This is a genomic window from Bradyrhizobium sp. OAE829 (genome assembly GCF_040546575.1).
Lineage (GTDB): Bacteria > Pseudomonadota > Alphaproteobacteria > Rhizobiales > Xanthobacteraceae > Bradyrhizobium.
Genome location: NZ_JBEPOE010000001.1, coordinates 5843064 through 5862985, shown reverse-complemented (window position 1 = coordinate 5862985; position 19922 = coordinate 5843064). Strand labels below are relative to the sequence as shown.

The 19922-nt window shown below is 61.8% G+C and carries 20 protein-coding genes; 8 read left to right on the top strand and 12 right to left on the bottom strand.

From position 1 onward, the window contains the following. Window positions 1-89: 89 nt before the first annotated feature. The 4 genes from ABIE49_RS28070 to ABIE49_RS28055 form a co-directional block, all read right to left on the bottom strand. The gene (locus tag ABIE49_RS28070) at window positions 90-287 is read right to left on the bottom strand and encodes a hypothetical protein (protein WP_192739899.1); all 198 of its coding nucleotides are present in this window, start codon (window positions 285-287) and stop codon (window positions 90-92) included. A 530-nt stretch (window positions 288-817) separates the two neighbouring features. Next, on the bottom strand, window positions 818-1087 hold the full coding sequence (locus ABIE49_RS28065; protein ID WP_192739898.1) for a hypothetical protein: 270 nt from the start codon (window positions 1085-1087) through the stop codon (window positions 818-820). A gap of 92 nt (window positions 1088-1179) precedes the next feature. Beyond that, a complete protein-coding gene (locus ABIE49_RS28060) occupies window positions 1180-1314 on the bottom strand; it encodes a hypothetical protein (RefSeq protein WP_354067008.1) in 135 nt (44 codons plus the stop codon). Window positions 1315-1445: 131 nt separating this feature from the next. After that, window positions 1446-1604: a hypothetical protein gene (locus ABIE49_RS28055; protein ID WP_192739897.1), complete on the bottom strand. Its 159-nt coding sequence runs from the start codon at window positions 1602-1604 to the stop codon at window positions 1446-1448. A 785-nt stretch (window positions 1605-2389) separates the two neighbouring features. Here ABIE49_RS28055 and ABIE49_RS28050 point away from each other — a divergent pair. Next, the gene (locus ABIE49_RS28050) at window positions 2390-3037 is read left to right on the top strand and encodes an NAD(P)-dependent oxidoreductase (RefSeq protein WP_192739896.1); all 648 of its coding nucleotides are present in this window, start codon (window positions 2390-2392) and stop codon (window positions 3035-3037) included. Window positions 3038-3372: 335 nt separating this feature from the next. Here the strand turns inward: ABIE49_RS28050 and ABIE49_RS28045 are convergent, their stop codons facing one another. Both ABIE49_RS28045 and ABIE49_RS28040 read right to left on the bottom strand, forming a co-directional pair. Continuing rightward, window positions 3373-4092 carry a hypothetical protein gene (locus ABIE49_RS28045; RefSeq protein WP_192739895.1) on the bottom strand — a complete coding sequence of 240 codons (720 nt, stop codon included), beginning with the start codon at window positions 4090-4092 and terminating at the stop codon, window positions 3373-3375. A 1565-nt stretch (window positions 4093-5657) separates the two neighbouring features. Continuing rightward, entirely contained in the window at window positions 5658-5861 is a 204-nt protein-coding gene (locus ABIE49_RS28040; RefSeq protein WP_192739894.1) for a hypothetical protein, read from the bottom strand. A gap of 1036 nt (window positions 5862-6897) precedes the next feature. Between ABIE49_RS28040 and flhA the strand changes: the two genes are divergently transcribed. Next, window positions 6898-9030 carry a flagellar biosynthesis protein FlhA gene (flhA, locus tag ABIE49_RS28035; RefSeq protein WP_192739893.1) on the top strand — a complete coding sequence of 711 codons (2133 nt, stop codon included), beginning with the start codon at window positions 6898-6900 and terminating at the stop codon, window positions 9028-9030. Window positions 9031-9407: 377 nt separating this feature from the next. Next, entirely contained in the window at window positions 9408-9614 is a 207-nt protein-coding gene (locus ABIE49_RS28030; protein ID WP_192739892.1) for a hypothetical protein, read from the top strand. Window positions 9615-9959: 345 nt separating this feature from the next. Here ABIE49_RS28030 and ABIE49_RS28025 read toward each other — a convergent pair whose 3' ends face one another. From ABIE49_RS28025 to fliI, 4 genes are all read right to left on the bottom strand, one after another. Continuing rightward, entirely contained in the window at window positions 9960-10853 is an 894-nt protein-coding gene (locus ABIE49_RS28025) for an anti-sigma factor (protein ID WP_192739891.1), read from the bottom strand. Between the two features lie 43 nt (window positions 10854-10896). Further along, a complete protein-coding gene (locus ABIE49_RS28020; protein ID WP_192739890.1) occupies window positions 10897-11442 on the bottom strand; it encodes a sigma-70 family RNA polymerase sigma factor in 546 nt (181 codons plus the stop codon). A 177-nt stretch (window positions 11443-11619) separates the two neighbouring features. Continuing rightward, window positions 11620-12039, bottom strand: coding sequence for a flagellar export protein FliJ (gene fliJ, locus ABIE49_RS28015; protein ID WP_192739889.1), 420 nt, complete (start codon window positions 12037-12039; stop codon window positions 11620-11622). A gap of 109 nt (window positions 12040-12148) precedes the next feature. Then, complete coding sequence (fliI, locus tag ABIE49_RS28010; RefSeq protein ID WP_192739888.1) at window positions 12149-13471, bottom strand: flagellar protein export ATPase FliI; 1323 nt, start codon at window positions 13469-13471, stop codon at window positions 12149-12151. A 365-nt stretch (window positions 13472-13836) separates the two neighbouring features. Here fliI and ctrA point away from each other — a divergent pair, with 365 nt between their 5' ends. The 5 genes from ctrA to ABIE49_RS27985 all read left to right on the top strand — a co-directional run bounded on the left by ctrA (window position 13837) and on the right by ABIE49_RS27985 (window position 17791). Beyond that, a complete protein-coding gene (gene ctrA, locus ABIE49_RS28005; protein ID WP_015688285.1) occupies window positions 13837-14538 on the top strand; it encodes a response regulator transcription factor CtrA in 702 nt (233 codons plus the stop codon). Window positions 14539-14834: 296 nt separating this feature from the next. Next, entirely contained in the window at window positions 14835-15641 is an 807-nt protein-coding gene (locus ABIE49_RS28000) for a cytochrome P460 family protein (protein ID WP_192739887.1), read from the top strand. A gap of 133 nt (window positions 15642-15774) precedes the next feature. Next, window positions 15775-16179, top strand: coding sequence for a DUF350 domain-containing protein (locus tag ABIE49_RS27995; protein WP_192739886.1), 405 nt, complete (start codon window positions 15775-15777; stop codon window positions 16177-16179). A gap of 2 nt (window positions 16180-16181) precedes the next feature. Further along, on the top strand, window positions 16182-16628 hold the full coding sequence (locus ABIE49_RS27990) for a hypothetical protein (RefSeq protein WP_192739885.1): 447 nt from the start codon (window positions 16182-16184) through the stop codon (window positions 16626-16628). A gap of 5 nt (window positions 16629-16633) precedes the next feature. Next, window positions 16634-17791 (top strand): glutathionylspermidine synthase family protein, encoded by a 1158-nt coding sequence (locus ABIE49_RS27985; protein WP_192739884.1) that lies wholly within the window; start codon window positions 16634-16636, stop codon window positions 17789-17791. 22 nt (window positions 17792-17813) lie between these two features. Here the strand turns inward: ABIE49_RS27985 and ABIE49_RS27980 are convergent, their stop codons facing one another. Further along, window positions 17814-18695 (bottom strand): CheR family methyltransferase, encoded by an 882-nt coding sequence (locus ABIE49_RS27980; RefSeq protein ID WP_192739883.1) that lies wholly within the window; start codon window positions 18693-18695, stop codon window positions 17814-17816. After that, window positions 18692-19879: a protein-glutamate methylesterase/protein-glutamine glutaminase gene (locus ABIE49_RS27975; protein WP_192739882.1), complete on the bottom strand. Its 1188-nt coding sequence runs from the start codon at window positions 19877-19879 to the stop codon at window positions 18692-18694. The genes ABIE49_RS27980 and ABIE49_RS27975 overlap by 4 nt, the downstream gene beginning before the upstream one ends. Between the last annotated feature and the right edge of the window lie 43 nt (window positions 19880-19922).

The following is a 19922-nucleotide window of genomic DNA, read 5'->3' as shown; positions in this document are numbered from 1 at the left end:
CATTGGGCGCAGGGGCTGCGTTACGTGCGCGGGATCGGCGTTGGCTTCTGCACGTCAGGCCGTGGCTTGATCGACACAGGCTTCGGGCGTCACCGCGGGGCCTGCAGGCCCGGTGACGCCAGCCATTCCTGCATGTGCGAAGCCGTCTCCGCCTGTCGGGCCCGGCGAATGAGCTTGTCGCGCGCAACTCCCGGCGGGGTGCCTCGCGCTTCCTTGCGCAGGCGTTCTGCCTCTTCCGTCAAGCGTTGATCGAGCGGGGCGGTCTGTTTGAAACTGCGTCGCTGCATGGCGCTGCTCCATTCCTGAGGGAGGCGGGAGCGCAACTGGCGGTCCATCACCGATGGAAGCCACTGGCCGGGCGGTGATGCCACGACAATACGCTGCTGGTAGTGCTGGTCTGTCCACTTGTGCACATAGCGGAAACCAGTGCGTCGGCAGGCCTCAAATCCAAATTCTTGATGTGGCCACAAATTTCTTATGGTCTACCGTACTGTCTGTTGCTCCCTCGGAAGGCTTGGGAAAATGAAAGCTGGAGAACCGGCGCATTGCCCTACCTGTCAAAGCGACATGACCCTCGTTCGTACGCAGCCCGATCAGCCTGGATTTGAGTTGCAAACCTTGCACTGCCCGAAGTGCGACATCACGCATCGCTGGATGGTCAGGAAGCAAGCATCGCCGCCAAGCGGGTCCAGACTTGTCAGCAAGCGACCCAGGCCCAAAATCCTCGCGCGTTTCTGGAAGAAGAAATAGCAGCGCAGCAGGGCTGATCAGCGACGGCGTCATCCGCCGTCCGGCTCGAAACAACATAGCCCGGGCGCTAGTTCTTCAGGACATCGCCGCTTGTCGCTGCGTCAACGGAATCGACAGCGGCCATTGCTTCTTCGGCTTCTTCACTTTGAACCTGCCGGAAGAGAGTCGTAAAGCTCTCGGCGATCCGTCGCCAGGCAGCCCTGTCCGTCTCGTTCGTGGCCCGTCGCGCTTGGTCGTGGGCCGCTAGCGCCCGCCGCCAATATTCGGCGCTGTTATCCATGTCAGTATCTGCAACCGGGAAAAATACGTTTCGATCAATGTCACCAAAATGTCGCATCGGCGACCGCCGGTCAATCCGTCTCTCGGGCAATTCCGGGGTAGACCGGGACCAGGCGTCCGGTACTGACTGAGGATATCAGACAATCTCAATCAGGACAGTCTTCTTGCAGGGACTTGCGGGACGCTCGGCTTGCCCGGTTTTGGTTTGAGCGGTGGCAGATAGATGCCGAACTCGAACAGCATCGCAAGAAGGCGGCAGATTACTTCCAGGACGACTTCGGCCATCTAACCCTCGCAGAGGGGAATTCGGGCGCCTTTAGATAGGTCGGAGGGCTGGGGAAATCAGTTCAGTCACTTTTGGAGGCGTTCCTGATCACGGAATCAGGAACGCGACATGACCCGCACGGAGCGGGTCGTCAGAAGTGGAACTTGATCAAAAGAGCGGGCACGACCGGTGTATTGACAACGGGCGGCTTGGGTTCCTTGTGGGGCACCGTCTGTCCCTTGGCGTTCTTGTCACCGCCGCTCACGAAGTCGAGTTCGGCATCGCTCAAGATCGAGGTCTGGCTGTGCATGGTCCCGCTCCGTGTTTTGGCGATATGTCGCCGTTGATCTGGAGCGAGTATGCCGCGGCGCTGTCCCGCGGACTGTGACCACTGTCACGCAGCGTCGCGACCTCGCAACAAGCCACCCTGAGTGAGCGGGCCGCTACGCTTCGCCAGCGCGCAAGGTGGATTAACGGCGGCGTGATCCGCCGTTCGAACCGGATACAAAATCGCTGATTACGCCAACGGCCCTAGCCGGTGCGATAGGCGTCCAACGCGTGCGCCACGAAAACGCCGATGCTGAGGAAGGCCAACAGGGCTGCTACGAGCTCGGTCATCGGCGGCTCCCCTGGGTCACTGCCATGCCAACGATGGCTGCCGTGATGAAATGGCGGTAAATCGAATTGAGGATGGCGACTAACATGACCGTTCCCCTTGTTTGAGCTTCCCCTTGTTTGACCTGACAAAGGCTACCGGCGGTCTGTTTCAGGACGACTTCGCGACGCGGGAAAACGGTTTCGTCCGGCCGATCTATTAGGGCGGATTTGCGGCAGCGTGATCCGCCGTTCAAATACAAAATGGCGGATGACGCCTTCCGCCTTCGCTCTTTGAGCGACGGTGGACAGGTCGGCTCGATCCGCCCTGCGGACCGACACCTTGGTATGGCTCCCCCTCTTCCTCGGCCCAATCGACCGCAAACACGCCTCAACGTAGCGTCGTCGATGCCGCGTGTAAGGCGGCGGTGAGCAGGAGACAAACATGAGCCAGGCTCCGCATGGCGGTCGCGCTTCGAACCCGCGCGACGGGAGGGTGTGATGAACGTCGTTGTCTTTGGTGCAACGGGGTCGACAGGAAGGCTGGTCGTTGAGTCCGCTCTGTCCGCGGGTCACGTCGTCACGGCCTTTGTCCGTGATATCAAGCGCATGCCCTTGACCTATCCGAAACTCCGGATCGTCAAGGGCGATGCAATGGATCCGGCCTCGGTGGCATCTGCGGTCAAGGGGACGGATGCGGTCATCTGCACCTTGGGGGCGATCCCTCAGGCGAAAGGCGATCGGGGTCGACGCCAGACCGGCGTCCCGGTTTGCTCGGTGGGTACCAGGAACATTCTGGCCGCCATGCCTCGAGGCCGGGGCCGGCTCATCGTCGAAAGTTCGGTGAGTGTCGGCGAGAGCTACCGCACCGGGAGTTTCGGCGCAGGCTTCCTGGTCAAGCTCGCACTCAAGGAGGTGATGGCCGACAAGGAAAAGCAGGAAGCCGCTGTTCGGAAGAGTGACTGCGATTGGACGATCGTTCGGCCGGCAACGCTGACATTCAAGCCCGCTCGCGGAAACCTGAAGGCCGGCACCGATCTGCGCTGGAACGTCACCTCAACAGCCACCCGCGCTGATGTGGCCGAGTACATGGTCAGGATCCTCGATGACCCCGCGACCTACAGGAAGGCCATAACGTTGCGCAACTAGGTTTGACGGCGAACGGTCGTATGCCCGTTTGGTGGAACATCGTTCACGGCAGCAGAACTACGGGAGTTCGCGAACGTCGCTTTCCGAATTTTTAAACGGCCCCAACGAGGGGGCCGCCAACCCGAACGGTACGGGTTTTCCTCCAGCAGTCGGGGGGGCACCTTTCTGGCTGGAAGCTTCAAACAGACGCTCTGACAAGCCAGTTTGTTCCAAGGCGAATTAGCTGGATGGGTAGATCAGCGACAGCGTCATCTCGGTCGAAAACAAAACGGCGGATTACGCCGGAGCCTGTCATCGGGCCGCGCTCTGCGCGAACCCGTTGGGCTCAATCAGCACTACGGCCGTTTTTCCTTCTGCTCTGCCCCAGCTACCGGATCAGGTTTTTCCTCAACCGGACCCGGGAGATGAGGTTGCTCCTCCGTCGGACCGGGGAGAACGGCATTTCCGCCGCGCGCGTAGCGGATGATGTTTTCAGCCTGTGTAAAAATAATATCCAGAATAAGCCTGGCGATAGGACGTGCAACAAGGCCCAACGCGGCCGCCAAAACGCCACCGACCAAAGGAACGTTTTCAACAGGTTTCATCAAACCCTTGATCAGGGCATCCACCGATACGTGACGGTAGTTCTGCGCAAGATTTTCCTTGTTCATGAGCATCTGGATGGCAGGGCGGCCTTCCTGCCCTTCGGCCAGCACCGTGGCGCTGAATTTGGGTGACCCGACCAGCGCGTCGGCCTCCGCAGCGGCCAACGGCATCGTGCGCAAGATGTCGATATCCGTCGATTTCGGGCCTGTGCAGGTAACGACGAGAGACAGTTCGCCCATTTGAAAGGCGGCCATCATCGTTGCGAGGTAGGCGGCATCCGGCTCCCGCCTTTCGAAATCGACGCCCGGGATTTTATCGAGAATGTCGAGCAGCTTGCCAAGATCGGCGGCCTCTGCCGCGCGCCTGGCCATGCTGTCAGCCAACGCCTTCAAGGCGACGGCAGCTTCGGTCACGCCTTTTGTAGCTGCACTGACAGCGCCTCGCGCGCCTTGCTTGAGCCACTCAAACATCGCCACAGCCCTTTGTCGGTTCTGGGGAAGGATATGGTGGGCAATTGCTTCATGTCAAAATGCGCCGGTCGCATTTCGTCGGCGCTGGGACAACCTGGAGCGCGTGGCGCGTAGGCCGGATAGCGACAGCGTCGAAACCAAAGCGGTACGCCTCCGGCTCAATCCGCCCCGCGGCAGACTCTATCGTTCTGATCCAGCGCCACGGCTTTCGAACTGCAGGTCAACGGGCGTTAGCCTTGGGGGAGTTTTTGAGCGCCGTCCGCATATCGTGATATCAAATCCAGAAGCCGCCCCTTGATGAAGGGATCGTTCGCCCTCTCGGCCAAGCCGCGCACTGTTCGGGCGCGCTCCTTCTTGAATTCCTCATCCAACATGGACTTCACCTCAACGCACAATGAAAACTGGATATCCGAGAGTCCAGCCCCTTCAGATGACAACACCCCCGTCCGGGAGGCGAGCGCGGACGGAGGTGTGTTGGAGGCAAAATCTCCAATCAAAGCGCTCCCGGCGGCGGTTTGGTGAGCGCCAACCCAAAACCTAACAGCGGAGTTCATTGCCGGAAAGGAGATTCGGGAAAACTTGGTATTTGTACCGGGAACAAGTCGCAACTGCGGGCGTTGAGGCCGTATGTCTGGAGGAGAGAACGGACATATCAGACGGCCTCAGCGCGCTGCCCCCCGATGGCGCTGGGGCCGTCTCTTTTAAAACGGCAGTTCCGTTGAAACCATGCGGGCGATCAAATCGTAAGATGAGTGTCGGCTATGGCTTCTGTTTGAGGCAGGGCAATTGGAAGTGGTCGATAGGGGCCGCCCGCTTAAAGAACTACGGGCGGCCCCAACATAAGTTTCAGAATGTCTCGCCCAAAATGGGGGTGCCCCGCGGTCCACGACGGGTCGCCCCCTTGTTCGCTCTTACGTTTCAGAACAAGTGGGAGGGTGGCGGGCGAGAGGGGCATGCACCATTGAAGCGCGGCGCTGCATCTACGGCAAATTATCGGCCCCCTTGGGGATCGAAGCCGGTGCCACTTATTCCCCATCAATCGCGCGCCTCGGCTGAGGGCCGGCGCCGCCAACCGTGGTACTCCAGAATAGTTCGGAACCACCGAAACAGGTTGCGGTAGCTTGGCGGAACCCGCAGGCAACCGCCATTGCCATGCGGTATGGCGGCCCTAGTTGCATCGCCAGGCGCACTGGGGCCGCCTATCCGCGGCTAATTCGAGATCGCAGGATGCCGTTTCAGATGAACTAAACTTGCCACTTGTTCCTGATTTCAGAACCGATGTTTTAATGGAGTAAGTTTCGATGGGCAGGCGTTGGACTGACGAAGACATTCAGCACCTTAAGCAACTGGCGCGGCGTCACCCGGTTCCGAAAATTGCGGAGATCATGGACCGAACGGTGGGCGGTGTCGTTTTCAAGGCCCATCAACTGAAGCTCTCGCTCAGGAGCCGCCGTCAGGACAATGCGAGAATTTCGCGTGTCGATCCAGGAGTCGCGGGCTTCAAGAATTGGCCACCTGAGATTTAGCTGCAGCGGATTGAAACCGCCAACTGAGGTGCTCCGACCCTACGCTTTGGTCAGAGCCTTCTGGCGGGGTGCCGCAACCCTCTTGTTAGAGGCCGGTTCTGCAAGTCGCGCTTCGCGAGCAAGCCTGTCGCGCTCCACCACCCCGGGCAGAGCCATTCGAGCCTCTCTCCAGCGACGCTCGGCCTCCTTCAACAGGTTTTTGTCGAGCGGGTCGATTTGTTTGAAGCGTCGCCCTTCGGTCATAGGCCTTTCCTTTAGAGGAACGGCTAGTGGCCGAAATAGGCCACTCGCAGATTCAAAATAGGCCACTCAGGCAACAGCGCCCCAAAGCCGAATGATGCTTAGTGGCGCTGTGCTAGCCCCGGAAAGTGCAATCCCCCGGTAGCTATCTGTCTGCGGGGACGGGCTAAAGGTTCAAAGGATTGTTGGAACCGGCGCCGGGCCGGGAGTTATTTTCTGATTTACGGAAATTCCCCTTGACGACGACCCCGACTCACCTGGCATATCTCCCCCGTCTCATCCCTCTGCGAGGGGCGTATCGCGATCGTCCGGACGCGGGGTGGGATGTGGTGGACGCCGATGTTGCGCTTGACGGGCGCGACAAAGGCGTACGGTGAAGTCGTGTGGTCCTGACGCCCGTAACGGCGTCAAGTCTTTCGGGAGCCAACGCTTCCGAGGGGCGACGGTGGCAATAGAGGCCGTCTCACCGGGGAGAGCACGATATAAGCCGTAAAGCCATTGCGCAGGGAATGTCGGATGCTCTCCGCTGCCCTGTATGCTCGTGTGCACCATCTTGTTGCACAATCGCACACGAGACCGCGGGTGCAGCGCGCACCCGGCATTCCCTGCTCCCTCGTTTTTGGGAGAAACGGTTTGAACCACCCGGGCGCCTTGCGTCGCGGGATCGCGAAGGTGTGCTTGGTGAAGGCGAGCGCCACATCACCGCTGTCGTCACCCGCGCAGGCGGGTGACCCAGTATTCCAGAGACGCCGGTGAAAGAACCGAGAAGCCGCGGCGTACTGGATACCCGCATGCGCGGGTATGACACCGATACGAGGGGCGAATCCGAGGGCTAAACGCCAGCCCAAAATCCGGAAATTAACCCTTTACTAACCATACACCGGGCAAAATTTGCCCAGTGAAGTCGAGTGTCGTCAGCCGCGTAGAACGGGAGGAACCCGTGGACGCCAGTGCGGTGCCTCACTTACGGAGCGGCGGCCCTTCGGCCGCCGCGAAGACGTCTGGCGGCCGCGGCCGCCATTCGCGAGGAGCTGCGAGCATGGTCGACGTCACGGCAGGTCAGGGCACAGGGGCAAGCGGCGGCTTCCCCAGCTTCAGTGAAATCGGCACCATGCTCCGGCGCGGCGATCTCGCCCTCGCCTTCGGCGTCCTCACCATCCTGGTGGTGCTGATCCTCCCGCTGCCCGCGATCGTGCTCGACCTGTTCCTGGCGATCTCGATCACGGTATCGATCCTGATCCTGATGACGGCGCTGTTCATCCAGGCGCCGCTGGAATTCTCGTCGTTTCCGACCGTGCTTCTGATCTCGACCATGCTGCGGCTGTCGCTGAACATGGCCTCGACCCGGCTGATCCTGAGCCACGGCCATGAGGGCACGGCGGCGGCCGGCCACGTCATCGAAGCCTTCGGCAATTTCGTGATGGGCGGTAATTTCGTGATCGGAATTATCGTGTTCGCGATCCTGGTCATCGTGAACTTCATCGTCATCACCAAGGGTTCGGGCCGTATCGCCGAAGTCGCCGCCCGCTTCCAGCTCGACTCGATGCCCGGCAAGCAGATGGCGATCGACGCCGACCTGTCCGCCGGCCTGATCGACGAAGCCACCGCCAAGCGGCGCCGCAAGGAACTGGAAGACGAAAGCGGCTTCTTCGGCGCCATGGACGGCGCCTCGAAATTCGTGCGCGGCGACGCCATCGCCGGCCTTTTGATCGTTTTCATCAACGTCATCGGCGGCATCATCATCGGCGTCGCCCAGCAGGGCATGAGCTTTGGCGATGCCGCCCGCACCTACACCATCCTGACCGTCGGCGACGGCCTGGTCACCCAGGTGCCGGCGCTGATCGTCTCGACTGCGGCGGGCCTGCTCGTCTCCAAGGCCGGCATCACCGGCGCCGCCGACAAGGCGCTGATGAAGCAGCTGTCCGGCTATCCGCAGGCGCTCGGCATGTCGGCCGGCGTCATGCTGGTGCTGGCCTTGCTGCCGGGCATTCCGATGCTGCCGTTCCTGGCGCTCGGCGGCGGCGCCGCGGCGCTGGCCTGGAAGGCGCGCAACCGCAACCGCGACACCAGGGCCGCCGAAGCTGCCGAGCTCGCCGCGCCCGACATTGCCGCTGCCGCCGCCAGTGCGGCGGCGGAAGAACCGATCGCCAACTCTCTCAAGATCGACGATCTCAAGATCGAGCTCGGCTATGCGCTGCTGCCGCTGGTCAACGGCCCCGACGGCACCGACCGCCTCACCGAACAGATCAAGGCGCTGCGCCGTTCGCTCGCGGTCGAAATGGGCTTTGTGATGCCGGCGGTGCGCATCCTCGACAACGTCCAGCTCGAGGCCAACACCTACATGATCAAGATCAAGGAAGTCGACGCCGGCAGCGGCAAAATCTGGCCGAACCAGTTCATGGTCATGGACCCCGCCGGCAACCAGGTCGGCGTGCCCGGCATCCACACCATCGAGCCGACCTTTGGATTGCCCGCGACCTGGGTCGACGCCAGCCTGAAGGAAGAGGCCTCGCTGAAGGGCTATACCGTCGTCGATGCCGCGACCGTGCTGTCGACGCATCTGACCGAACTGTTGAAGAGCAACATGTCGGACCTGCTGTCCTACGGCGAGGTGCAGAAGCTGATCAAGGACCTGCCGAAGGAACAGGGCGAACTGGTCAAGGACATCGTGCCGAGCCAGGTCACCATGTCGGGCATTCAGCGCGTGCTGCAATTGCTGCTGTCCGAGCGGATCTCGATCCGCGACCTCTCCACCATCCTGGAAGGCATTGCCGACGCGCTGGCGTTCTCGCGCAACCCCGCCACCATGGTCGAGCATGTCCGCGCCCGGCTGGCGCGCCAGATCTGCGCCCAGAACACCTCCTACAACGGCTATTTGCCGCTGATCGCGCTGTCGGCGCGCTGGGAGCAGGCGTTCGCCGAATCGATCGTCGGCAGCGGCGAAGACCGGAGTCTCGCGATGCAGCCGTCAAAGCTGTCGGAGTTCATGACCGCGGTGCGCGTCAGCTTCGAGCGCGCCGCCCAGGAAGGCGAGGCGCCGGTGCTGGTGACGTCGGCGGCGATCCGCCCGTTCGTGCGCTCGCTGGTGGAACGGTTCCGGGCCCAGACCACCGTGCTGTCGCAGGCCGAAATCCACCCGCGCGCCCGGCTGAAAACGGTCGGCAGCGTTTAGAGCGGGAGAGCGAGTTCAATAGCCCGCGAAGGGACCGTGCCCCTCTCCCAGCCCTTTGTTCCGCCGAGCAAATCAATAACGGCGCCGTGAGGTGTTTTCGCCACAGGCAAACGGTTTGTTAAAATCCGGCAAGGTGGCCGATTTTCCGCTCCGACATGCCACTGCAGCACTAATGATTTGTAATTGTTTTATTATTTGTCATTTCAGGCAGCTATCGCCGCTCAGCTGATCGCGGCCGTTCAAGTCTTTTCACCGCCTTGTGATCGCATCTGTGGAACGAAACAGCGAATTCCTACGTTTCCTGTGCCGAGACGTTGAACCTGTTTGTCGATGAGGTCGTCTAATTCGACACAGGGGAAGGCGGGCAGGAGACTTCCATGAATCACTCGATTTACAGCGCAGACCGCATGACCCATCTCAAGATTGTGGTCGTAGCTTTGGTCGTGGGCATCCTGGTCGCCGGCTTCGGCATCTCGGCGCGCACCACTTCGGACGAAGGTTACCAGCAGACCGCGAGCACCCGCGTGATGAAGGCCGGCAAGCCGGTCGTGATCACGAGCTCGGGCAATTCGGTGGTTCGCTAAACAAGGATTGCGCTAACAACAGGAATTCACGAATTCACGCGGCTCTTTACAGCCCCCCAAAGTCGCCACGTGAAGTACTAGAAGACCCCAACTACCCCCAAGTTGACTACGAAAACGCCCGCTCCCCACGGGCGTTTTCTCTTTATGGGGGGTCAGTTGCCGGCACACCATTGGAACTCACGGACCTCATCCCCGCGTGAGCGTAAGCTCATCGCTGGAGGAGCCCGCGAAGCAGGCGTCTCGAAGGATGGCCACGGGCGCAATCGATGATGCATGGGCCTTCATGGTTCGAGACGCGCGAAGACGCGCTCCTCACCATGAGGAGGCAGCTTCAGCGTGCAGGCGTCAGCGAGAGGCCGGCACTGTCTCGATCAGCTTGCCGGCGAAGACCGGCGGCAAGTTTGGCTTGCCGTCACGCGATCCGCCGGCCTGCTCGACCGTCACCGCGTAGGTCGCGGCGTTGATCGTGCCGGCGTCGTAGGACGCGAGCACGTTGCGCGCGGTGAACTCGCTGCCGCCGATCACGCCGAGCGAGCGCGGCTGCGGCAGCTTGTCGGAGACCAGCCAGAGCTCATAGCTCTTGCCGGCTTCGGCGGCGGCGCCGACCTTGCGGACGGTGAAATTTTTTGTGGCGGCGTCGACCGTGAGGATGAACGCCGGCGAGCCGCCGTTCCCCTGCAAGATCGCCACGTATTGCGCCGACGTCGGCGCCGGCAGCGGCGGCGTCTTGACCTCGACCACTTGCGTGCGGATCTTGGGACGAAGCGCGTTGGGCAGCGAGTCCGGCGAATAGACCTGCAGGCCGAGCATCGCGATCAGCGCCGCGGCGGCTGCCGTCGCGAACGACGCCAGATTGCGCCAGCGCTTCACCCGGCCGGACAACTGGACGACGTTGGAATTATCAGCAGCCTCGGTCAGTTCGGCCATCAGCGAATCCGCCGGCGGCGGAGGCGCGGCGGCTTCCGGCGGCGGAGCAGCGGCCGCTTCCGGCAGCGCCAGCGGCACCTGCGGTCCGGCATGTCCGATCGCGCGTTGAATGTTTTCCCAGACGATCGGCCGCGGCTCGACCGAGCCGACCATCTGGTTGAGGACGCCGAGCCTGTACTCCCACGCCTGGACCACGGCGGTGAATTCCGTGTCGACGGCCATCATGGTTTCGACCTGCGCGCGCTCGTCGGCATCGAGGGTGCCGAGCGCATATTCCGCGGCGAGCGCGATATGGTCTTCGCTATAGGCCATCATCTAACGTCCAGAACACCTTCCAAATAGCTCATTCCAAAACTCAAAGCCCGAGACATTCCCGGATATCCATCATGCTGCGGCGCAGCCACGTCTTCACCGTATTCACCGGCGTCTCAAACTTGGCGGCCAGCTGCTCGCGGCTCCAGCCGTTGTAATAGGCCAGCAGCACCAGCTTCTGCCGGTCGGGCTCGAGACGGCCGACGCATTCCAGCAGCCGCTTCAACTCTTCCGTCATCTCGCGCCGCGCCAGCGGATCGGGTGAATCGGCAGCCACTTCCATCGCGGTCGGCTCCTCCTCGATCGAGGCCTCGGTCTTCTTGCGCACGACGTCGATCGCCCGGTTGCGCGCGATCGCCGCCATCCACGTTATCGGTGAAGCGAGCGCCGGATTGAATTGTCCGGCGCTGTTCCAGATCTTGACGTAAGCCTCCTGAATGACCTCCTCGGCGAGATCCTGTCGGCGCAAGATACGGAGGACGACACCGAAGAGTTTCGCGCGCGTGGCGGCGTAAAGCCGCTCGAAAGCGGCTTCATCCCCCTTCGCAACAGCGGCAATCAGCCAGACCAGCTCTGCTGGCGTCAGCATTCAGTGTCCCCCAAATCGCGATCCCCCATCGCGCTTTACGCCGGGAGCATCGAGAACCCTCCTAGCATACCTTGCAGCAAACCAGCCACCAAGACGCCTGTCTGTGGACATTATCAAAGAAAAACCCGGACCTTGCGGCCCGGGTTGTCGATTGATCGGATGAGAGAAGGTAAGGCGTCAGGCGATGGCGCCGAGGCGGGCGCGCATCAGACCGATGGAGTCCATGTCGGCCTGCTCGCGGGCGTTCTCCTCGGCGCGTTCGCGCGCCTGGTCACGCTCGTCCAAGAGTTCGACCTTCTTGAGCTCCTCGAAGGCTTCCCCAAGCAGAGCCTTGGCATCTTCCAACTGGATGCGCAGTTCGTCGGCCGAGCGGGTCAGGTTCTCGCGCCGCTGGATCGCCGCCTTGGCATAGGTCGGATAGGCGAAATGGGTCGGATCCTGGATCCCTGCCCGGTCCTGCTCGGTCTGGATTTCGCGCTCGAGATCGACCGACATGCGCTGGAAATCAGCGATCATGCCTTCGATCTGGGTGACCCTTCGGCGCTTCTCATCGACCTGAAATTTCTTCAGGCGGATCAGCGTTTCACGTGACTTCATCGACTCATACTCCCCAGAAGTCCCAATCTTAACGCGGGACAAAGCCGGCTTCCCCCGGGGGCCCCGCCAGCAAGACTATTCATGTGACGGGGATGATGGCCTGACAAAGTTAGCGTTCCGTTTCCAAACTAGTCAGTATCTGCGCCAATTGCTGGTAGCCGTCGGCGAGGCTTGCTTTTTCGCCCTTGCCCTGCCGCAGGAACCCTTCCAGCGGCTCGTGCAGCCGGATCGCCTCGTCGACCTCCGGGCTCGACCCCGCCCGGTACGCGCCGAGCCGGATCAGTTCCTCCATATCGGCGTAGGTCGCCATCACCTGACGGCCCCGCATGATCACGGGCAGATAAGCCGGATCGGCCGATTTCGGCATGGTGCGGGAGACCGATTTGAGGACGTTGATCGCGGGAAAACGCCCGCGCTCGGCAATCGATCGCTGCATCACGACGTGGCCGTCGAGAATGCCGCGCACCGCGTCCGCAATCGGTTCGTTATGATCGTCGCCATCGACCAGCACGGTGAAAATGCCGGTGATGGTGCCGGCGCTGATGCCCGGCCCTGCCCGCTCCAGAAGCTTCGGTAGTTCAGTGAACACCGTCGGCGTGTAGCCTTTGGCGGTCGGTGGCTCGCCCGCTGACAGCCCGATCTCGCGCTGCGCCATCGCAAAGCGCGTCACCGAATCCATCAGGCACAGCACGTCCTTGCCTTCATCGCGAAAATACTCGGAGATCGCGAGCGTCAGATAGGCCGCCTGCCGGCGCATCAAGGCCGGCTCATCGGAGGTCGCCACCACCACGACCGAACGCGCCAGGCCCTCGTCGCCGAGGTCGTCCTGCAGAAACTCCTGCACCTCGCGGCCGCGTTCACCGATCAGGCCGATGACCGTGATATCGGCATCGACATTACGCGCCAGCATCGACAGCAGCACCGATTTGCCGACGCCGGATCCGGCGAAGATGCCGAGCCGCTGGCCGCGGCAGCAGGTCAGGAAGGTATTCAAGGCGCGCACGCCAAGATCGAGGGGGGCGCCGACCCGCTGGCGCGAATGCGCTGGCGGCGGCGAGTTCCGATAGGGCATCGGCGATGGCCCCTGCGTCAGCGGCCCCTTGCCGTCGATCGGTTCCCCCATCGCGTTGAGCACGCGGCCGAGCCAGAATGGCGAGGGCCGCACCTGCCCCGCGGCATTGGCGATCACGGCGCGGCAGCCGCGCCTGACGCCCTCGAGGCCGGCGAACGGCATCACCACCGCATTGTTCCCGGAGAAGCCGATCACCTCTGCCGGAATGAAACTGCCGCCGGTCTCGATCACGATCCGGGCGCCGACCGACATCGCATGGATCGGCCCCGCGATCTCGACCATCAGCCCGCGCACGCCGATCACACGGCCATATATATTGACGCCATCGACGTCGCCGATCTGTTCCGCGAGCGCCTTCATTGCGAAAACCTTAAGTTTCCGCGTGTTTGAAAGGGGCGCTTAACCTCGTGTTTACCCGCATCGTTAATCATTGCGTCACTGTCTTTGGTGACTGAGAGCGCTCGTCCATCAGAAGAAGGATGAGTCGCGGGAGTCGGTTAGGCCCGTCTCTTAATGTGGAACTTGAACGAGAACGGTAAGGAAAAGCTGCTTCGACGCAATATCTTACGGCGATTCGACAAAAATTGCACGGTTAGAGCTTGCGAACACGAATCAGTATTTGTTAACCATATGTCGTCAGGATCCGAATCAGTTGTTCAAAGGCGTTTTGAGTGCCGCAAGTGCGGCCGACCTGACGCCCGGAGCGGCGACTATAGGGGACTGGCATGCGCGTTTTGCTGATAGAAGATGACAGCGCCGTCGCGCAGTCGATCGAGTTGATGCTTAAATCCGAGAGTTTCAACGTCTATACGACGGATCTCGGAGAAGAAGGCGTCGATCTCGGTAAGCTTTACGATTACGACATTATCCTTCTCGACCTCAATTTGCCCGACATGTCCGGTTATGACGTGCTCAAGCAGCTTCGGGTGTCGAAGATCAAGACCCCCATTCTGATCCTCTCCGGCCTCGCCGGCATCGAGGACAAGGTCAAGGGTCTCGGCGTTGGCGCCGACGACTACATGACCAAGCCCTTCCACAAGGACGAACTGGTCGCCCGCATCCACGCGATCGTGCGCCGTTCCAAGGGTCATGCCCAGTCGGTGATCCAGACCGGCGACCTCGTCGTCAATCTCGACACCAAGACGGTCGAGGTCGGTGGCCAGCGGGTCCATCTGACGGGCAAGGAATACCAGATGCTGGAGCTGCTCTCGCTCCGCAAGGGCACCACGCTCACCAAGGAAATGTTCCTCAACCACCTCTATGGCGGCATGGACGAGCCCGAGCTCAAGATCATCGACGTCTTCATCTGCAAGCTGCGCAAGAAGCTCGCCAACGCTTCCGAAGGCCGCAACTTCATCGAGACCGTGTGGGGCCGCGGCTACGTGCTGCGCGAGCCGCACGAGCAGGAAGAACGCATTCCCGCCTGACCAGGGTTTACGGCGAGCCGCAAGGCTCACTCCTCCCCGACTGGACCCCGCCGCAAATGGCGGGGTTTTTGTTTTTAGAGCGTTTTCGAGCGAAAGCCTGTCCCGCACTTAATGCGGGATGGACGCCGGTTCGCGTGAAGAAAACGCGTCAAAACAAGAGGCTAGAGCTTCGGTTCTGATTCATCAGAACCGAAGCTCCAGGCCGCTGCCACGCGACAAATTCGATTCCTCCGGATTGAAACCCACTTCGCGGTGTCTCGTATCTGACGGAATTGTCCGCAAACGAGGGGAAAGTCATGAAAAACGTCAGGCTGCTTGCTGCGGTTGCGCTCGGATCGGCATCGGGCGCGCTGATCGGCTATTCGGCGCTCGCCAGCGGCGACAAGGTCGCCTTCCCGGAGAATTTCGACAAGGACACGCTCTACTCCATCGTCAGCCGTTACGACAACAAGCAGTATCGCGAGCTCTATGCGACGCCTGCGGCGGTCGATGCCGTGCGCAAGGGGCAGCCTATCCCGAGCGGCACGGTGCTGACGCTGGTTCAGTACAAGGCGCAGCTCGATGCGGCCGGCGAGCCTCTCAAGGACGCCAACGGCCGCTTCCAGAAGGGCGACCTCATCGCCTACACCGTGATGGAAAAGCGCGACGGCTGGGGTACCGAGTACAAGGACGACATTCGGAACGGCGAATGGGAGTATCAGGCGTTTGGGCCGGACAGGAAGGTCAACGACAAGGCCAATTTGACGGCTTGCTTCGCCTGCCACAAGCCACATGCCGGGCAGGATTTTGTTATCTCATTGGCGGGCCTGAAGGGCACGCCAGAAGGCGCCATGGCAAAGCCCACGCTGGGCCCCGGCGTCGTCTCGATCTCCGACTTCAAATTCGGACCGGAGACCGTCGTCGTCAACAAGGGCCAGACCATCACCTGGCACAACACCGATTCCTCGCCGCACCAGGTCACAATCACCGGTGCCAAAGCGCAGCGCTCGTCCATCGCGCTGAAAGGCCAGACCACCCAGCTGACCCTCGCCGATGCCGGAATCTACGATTACATCTGCGGCCTGCACCCGGCGATGAAGGGCAAGATCGAGGTCAAGGAATAGCCGGCTGCATCAAGGCCGATTTGCGAACCCCGCCTGAAACGGCGGGGTTTTTGCTTGGGATTGAACCGACCTCTCCGATGCGCCGACCAATGGATCGTGCGAACGTGGGGACCGATCGAGTCGGGGCGTCATAATGATCTTGCAATCCCTCGCCGGGCTACCGGCGTTTCTGGTCTATTTCTGCACGGCGCTTGTCGCCGTGGCCGCCTACCTCTTCGTCTATACCCGTGTCACGCCGCATGACGAGTTCCTGCTGATCCGCGACAATAATCCGGCAGCGGCGATCGCGTTGGGGCTCAGCCTGCTCGGCTTCGCGCTGCCCTTGGTCAGCGCCATCGCCCATTCCGCCAATGTCTGGGATTGCCTGATCTGGGCTGTCGTCGCCCTGATCGTGCAGATCATCGTCTTTTACCTCGTCAAGATACCGGTGCCGAACCTGTCGCAGCGCATCGCGGGCGGCGAACTTGCCGCCGCCATCTGGCTTGGTCTAGCCTCGCTGGCCGCGGGCGCACTCAACGCTGCCAGCATGATCTACTGACCATGGCGAACAAGCCCCCCAAACGCACAAGCGAATTCGGGACGCGAAAACCGTCAGTACCGCCTGTGCCGCAGTCGTCGGGCCCGCCGGCAAAGCGTTCCGGCCACGTCGCGTTGTTTCTGATGGGCACGCTCGCGGTTGGCAGTGCCGCCTACACGTTGATGCCCAGCAGAAAATGCGAACCGTCGCCGAACACAGCGCAGCCGTCGCTGCTGCAAAGCAGTGCCGCCGAATGCCAGCAGCGCGGATCTTCATCCAGCAGTTCGGGTGGCGGCGGAAGCTCCTCACGCAGCAGCTATTACTCCGGCGGCTCCTCGTCGAGTTCTTCGGGTTCGAGCAATTCCTCCTCGAACTATTCGGGCTCCAGCACGTCCGATTCCGGCTCGCACAGCGCGCAGCGCGGCGGCTTCGGATCGTTCGGGCATGCCGTCGGCTTCTCGGGCGGCTGAATGTCATGGAGCGCATCCCCTGCCCCGAACGCGACGACTGGCGTGCCACCGCCGAAAGCGCCGGATTCACTTTTCACACGATCGGCGGCGAGCGCTATTGGGACGAACGGGCCTATTACGCATTCACTCTGAACGAGATCGAACGGCGGATTGAGGCGCCCACCGGCGAGATCGAGGCGATGTGCCTCGAGGTGGTCGGCCGCGCGATCAACGACGAAAAATACCTGCGCCGGCTGAAAATACCCGAAGCCTTCTGGCCGCTGCTGTCGGAGAGCTGGCGCCGCCGCGACGCCAGCCTCTATGGCCGGTTGGACCTGAGCTACGACGGCTGGAGCCCGGCGAAACTGCTGGAGTACAACGCGGATACGCCGACCTCGATTTTCGAAGCGGCGGTTTTTCAGTGGACCTGGCTCGAACAGGCGATCGAACGCAGCATCATCCCGAAGCGCGCCGACCAGTTCAACTCGATCCATGAGCGGCTGATCGACGCCTGGAAAAAACACGGCAGCGCAAAGCACCTGCATCTGGCCGGGATGACCGACAATGCCGAGGACGCCGGCACGCTGGCCTATCTGCAGGACACCGCGAGTCAGGCCGGATTGAAGACCACGCTGATGGACATCAAGGACGTCGGCCTCGGGGGCGATGGCCGGTTCGTCGATCTCGACGATCGCGGCATTGAGCTTGCGTTCAAGCTCTACCCCTGGGAATGGATGTTTCAAGACACGTTCGGCGCAAATCTGTCGAGCGCCCCGACGCGCTGGATCGAGCCGCCGTGGAAAGCGATCCTGTCCAACAAGGGCATTCTTCCGCTGCTCTGGGAGATGTTTCCAAAACACCCCAATTTGCTGCCGGCCTATTTCGAGGACGATCCGAAGGCGACGATGCTCGGCTCCTCGTTCGTGCGCAAGCCGCTGTATTCGCGCGAAGGCGCAAATGTGACGCTCGTCAGCGCCGGCTCGACACTGATGGAACAGCAAGGCCCATATGGGGCGGAAGGCTTCATCCTGCAGGGTTTCGCGTCCCTGCCGAGCTTTTCCGAACAATATCCGGTGCTCGGAAGCTGGCTGATCGATCACACACCGTGCGGACTATCGATCCGCGAGGACGAAAATCCGATCACCGGCAACACGTCACGGTTCGTACCGCACGCGATCCTCTAACTGATGTCGATAGACCGACAGATCAGCGTGCCGACGCCACCGACCTTGGCGCCTGCGGCACCAGGGTCGCTACCCCGGGGCGCACAATAGTTGGTGCGGCATTTGGACGATAGAGCCCGCGGCGATCCGGATAGGGCTTGAAGGCGTTGGTGATTCCGACCACGGATTCGGCAGCCCCCAGAGCCAGCACGCCATCGGGCTCCAGCATCCGCGAGATGCGTTCGAAGATCTTGGCTTTGGTGTCCTGGTCGAAATAGATCAGGACGTTGCGGCAGAAGATCACGTCGAACGTGCCGAGGTGAGAAAAATCCTGCAACAGGTTCAACTGACGGTGCTGCACCATGCTGCGGATGTCGGCGTTGAGCTGCCACAGCTCGCCATTCTGCGTGAAATATTTCACCAGCATCTGGATCGGCAGGCCGCGCTGCACCTCGAACTGGCTGAAGATGCCGGCCTTGGATTTTTCCAGCACGGCCAGCGAAAGGTCGGTCGCAACGATCTCGGTGCGCCAGCCCGCCAGCATGGCGCCGGCCTCCTTCAGGCACATCGCAATCGAATACGGCTCCTGCCCGGTGGAGGAAGCCGCGCACCAGATGCGCAGGGAACGACGCGCCGCGCGCGCCTGCGCCAGCGCCGGGAGAACCGCCTCTTTCAGATGATCGAACGGAAGCTTGTCGCGGAAGAAGAAGGTCTCGTTGGTGGTCATCGCTTCGACCACCTCGGCGGTCAGTGCCTCGGCGCCGACCTTCATCTTCTGAACGAGCTCGGGGATACCGGCAAGGCTCGCCTTGCGCGCCAGCGGCACTAGACGGCTCTCGACCAGATATTGCTTGTCGGCGGACAGGTCCAGCCCGGAACGCTCTTTCAGAAGCTTACGCAGATACTCATAGTCCTGAGGCGTCACGAACGATCTCCCGAAAACAACCGAACCAGTTTCGGCGCGATCTGATTAAGCGGCAATATCGCGGCGCAAATGCCGGCATTCGCGGCCGCACCCGGCATGCCCCACACCACACTCGTCGCCTCGTCCTGGGCAATCACGCTGCCGCCGGCCGCGACAATATCCTTGCCGCCGCGCATGCCGTCGGAGCCCATGCCGGTCAGGATCACGGACATGATGCCGCCCTGCCAGACATCGATCGCGGAGGTGAACAGCGGATCGACCGCAGGCTTGCAGAAATTCACCGGTGGTCCGTCGTCGAGCGCGATCGCCGCCTCTGCGCCATGGCGCACGACCCGCATATGGCGGCCGCCCGGCGCGAGATAGATCTGGCCGGCCTTGACGATTTCGCCATCGACCGCCTCATGCGCCGGCCGCCGGCTCGAACGCGCCAGATGTTCGGCGAGAATCGTGGTGAAAGTCGGCGGCATGTGCTGCGTGATCAGAACCGGAAAACGGTCGATCACCGGCCCGATTTCGGTGACCAGCGACATCAGCGCCTGCGGACCACCGGTCGACGAACCGATCAGGAGCACGCGCGGCGCCAGCATGCTGAACGGGCGGCGTGTCGGCGCCGGATGTGCGGCCGGTGCCGGCGAAGCCAACGGCGCGCGGGCTGCGGTTTCGCGCGGCTTGTCGTGGTGAGCCGGCGCCAGCGGCGGACTCGCCGGCGCGTGTGCATGCGCACTGCGGCGGATCTTGGCGCCAAGGTGACGGATCTTCTGGATCAGATCGTGACGAAAAGTTTCGGCTGCGGAAGCCTCGCGCGTGCTTTCGGGCTTTGGAATGTAGTCGGAGGCGCCAAGTGACAGCGCCTTGAAGCTGATCTCCGCATTGCGGCGAGTCAGCGTCGAGGCCATGATGATGATGAGATCGCGTTTCTTCGCCAGCAGTTTAGGCAGCGCGGAAATGCCGTCGAGCTCCGGCATTTCGATATCGAGCACGGCGACGTCGGGATTGATGCGTTCGAGCTGGTTGACGGCGTCGAGGCCGGTGCGCAGGGAGGCGACGACCTCCATATCCGGCTCAGCTCCGATCCAGCGTGAGATCATCCCGCGGATGACGACGCTGTCGTCGACCACCATAACACGCAGCTTGTCCTGCCGTGTCGAAGTCGGGGCCGGGGCACTTGTCAACGCAGTACTCATTACTTCACCAGGAACGACTCGAACGGCACACTTAACAAGGAAA

What these genes read in the sequence shown, in the direction of transcription:
- ABIE49_RS28070 (WP_192739899.1), bottom strand. Translation starts at nt 287, where the DNA reads ATGCAGCGACGCAGTTTCAAACAGACCGCCCCGCTCGATCAACGCTTG.
- ABIE49_RS28065 (WP_192739898.1), bottom strand. Translation starts at nt 1,087, where the DNA reads ATGCGACATTTTGGTGACATTGATCGAAACGTATTTTTCCCGGTTGCA.
- ABIE49_RS28060 (WP_354067008.1), bottom strand. Translation starts at nt 1,314, where the DNA reads ATGGCCGAAGTCGTCCTGGAAGTAATCTGCCGCCTTCTTGCGATGCTG.
- ABIE49_RS28055 (WP_192739897.1), bottom strand. Translation starts at nt 1,604, where the DNA reads ATGCACAGCCAGACCTCGATCTTGAGCGATGCCGAACTCGACTTCGTG.
- ABIE49_RS28050 (WP_192739896.1), top strand. Translation starts at nt 2,390, where the DNA reads ATGAACGTCGTTGTCTTTGGTGCAACGGGGTCGACAGGAAGGCTGGTC.
- ABIE49_RS28045 (WP_192739895.1), bottom strand. Translation starts at nt 4,092, where the DNA reads ATGTTTGAGTGGCTCAAGCAAGGCGCGCGAGGCGCTGTCAGTGCAGCT.
- ABIE49_RS28040 (WP_192739894.1), bottom strand. Translation starts at nt 5,861, where the DNA reads ATGACCGAAGGGCGACGCTTCAAACAAATCGACCCGCTCGACAAAAAC.
- flhA (WP_192739893.1), top strand. Translation starts at nt 6,898, where the DNA reads ATGGTCGACGTCACGGCAGGTCAGGGCACAGGGGCAAGCGGCGGCTTC.
- ABIE49_RS28030 (WP_192739892.1), top strand. Translation starts at nt 9,408, where the DNA reads ATGAATCACTCGATTTACAGCGCAGACCGCATGACCCATCTCAAGATT.
- ABIE49_RS28025 (WP_192739891.1), bottom strand. Translation starts at nt 10,853, where the DNA reads ATGGCCTATAGCGAAGACCATATCGCGCTCGCCGCGGAATATGCGCTC.
- ABIE49_RS28020 (WP_192739890.1), bottom strand. Translation starts at nt 11,442, where the DNA reads ATGCTGACGCCAGCAGAGCTGGTCTGGCTGATTGCCGCTGTTGCGAAG.
- fliJ (WP_192739889.1), bottom strand. Translation starts at nt 12,039, where the DNA reads ATGAAGTCACGTGAAACGCTGATCCGCCTGAAGAAATTTCAGGTCGAT.
- fliI (WP_192739888.1), bottom strand. Translation starts at nt 13,471, where the DNA reads ATGAAGGCGCTCGCGGAACAGATCGGCGACGTCGATGGCGTCAATATA.
- ctrA (WP_015688285.1), top strand. Translation starts at nt 13,837, where the DNA reads ATGCGCGTTTTGCTGATAGAAGATGACAGCGCCGTCGCGCAGTCGATC.
- ABIE49_RS28000 (WP_192739887.1), top strand. Translation starts at nt 14,835, where the DNA reads ATGAAAAACGTCAGGCTGCTTGCTGCGGTTGCGCTCGGATCGGCATCG.
- ABIE49_RS27995 (WP_192739886.1), top strand. Translation starts at nt 15,775, where the DNA reads ATGATCTTGCAATCCCTCGCCGGGCTACCGGCGTTTCTGGTCTATTTC.
- ABIE49_RS27990 (WP_192739885.1), top strand. Translation starts at nt 16,182, where the DNA reads ATGGCGAACAAGCCCCCCAAACGCACAAGCGAATTCGGGACGCGAAAA.
- ABIE49_RS27985 (WP_192739884.1), top strand. Translation starts at nt 16,634, where the DNA reads ATGGAGCGCATCCCCTGCCCCGAACGCGACGACTGGCGTGCCACCGCC.
- ABIE49_RS27975 (WP_192739882.1), bottom strand. Translation starts at nt 19,879, where the DNA reads ATGAGTACTGCGTTGACAAGTGCCCCGGCCCCGACTTCGACACGGCAG.